The sequence below is a fragment of the Nocardioides carbamazepini genome (assembly GCF_024614185.1).
In the GTDB taxonomy this organism is placed as follows: Bacteria; Actinomycetota; Actinomycetes; order Propionibacteriales; family Nocardioidaceae; genus Nocardioides; species Nocardioides carbamazepini.
The window spans coordinates 1-866 of sequence record NZ_JAHTLF010000022.1 but is presented as its reverse complement, the minus strand read 5'-3'; the positions used below and the strand labels follow the sequence as shown (position 1 = coordinate 866).

The 866-nt window shown below is 64.9% G+C and carries 1 protein-coding gene; it reads left to right on the top strand.

Features of this window, described 5'->3' with window-relative positions:
• Positions 1–112 precede the first annotated feature (112 nt).
• On the top strand, positions 113–865 hold the full coding sequence (locus tag KVF89_RS24290; protein ID WP_257429356.1) for a glucose 1-dehydrogenase: 753 nt from the start codon (positions 113–115) through the stop codon (positions 863–865).
• Position 866 lies beyond the last annotated feature (1 nt).

The following is an 866-nucleotide window of genomic DNA, read 5'->3' as shown; positions in this document are numbered from 1 at the left end:
CAGAAGCCGCAGCGCAACTCCCCAGCCTGATTCACCACATTCACTCCCTCGAACGGCCCAATCCCAGCGCGAACGCGCTTGCGGATCTCACATCAAGTTAGGACGGCAAGTCATGGCACATCGACTGGACGGCAAGGTCGCGATCATCACCGGAGCCGCCCGTGGGCAAGGCGCGGCGGAGGCACGGCTGTTCGCCTCCGAAGGAGCGTCGGTGGTCATCACCGATATCCGCGAGGACGCCTTGGCCTCGGTGGAGAAGGAACTCCGCGATGCGGGGGCCTCAGTGCTGGCCACCCGCCTCGACGTCAGCGACGAGGCCGACTGGGAGCGGACAGTTGCCGAAACCCTCGACGTCTTCGACCGCCTCGACGTTCTGGTCAACAACGCCGGCATCTTGAACATGGCGGGCGTGGAGGAGACATCGCTCGAGCAGTGGAACCAGATCGTGTCGGTCAACCAGACCGGCGTTTGGCTGGGGATGAAGAACGCGCTGCCGGCCATGCGCCGATCCGGCGGCGGCTCCATCATCAACGTCTCCTCGATCTATGGCCTGATCGGCAGCGGGGCCGCTGCTGCCTACCAGGCCACCAAGGGCGCGGTCCGCATCCTCACCAAGACCGCAGCGATCCAGTACGCGCCCGAAGGCATCCGGATCAACTCGATTCACCCCGGCGTCATCGACACCGGCATGGTCGAGGAGGAAGTGCCGGCCGAGTTCCAGCCGGCACTGATCGCCGCGACACCACTCGGCCGGATGGGCACGCCTGAAGAAATCGCCTACGGCGCGCTCTTCCTCGCCTCCGACGAATCATCCTTCGCAACAGGATCCGAACTCGTCCTCGACGGCGGCTACACAACCCAATAGG

Bases quoted from the DNA above. Each gene is read 5' to 3' on its own strand.
- KVF89_RS24290 (WP_257429356.1), top strand. From the start codon at position 113: ATGGCACATCGACTGGACGGCAAGGTCGCGATCATCACCGGAGCCGCC.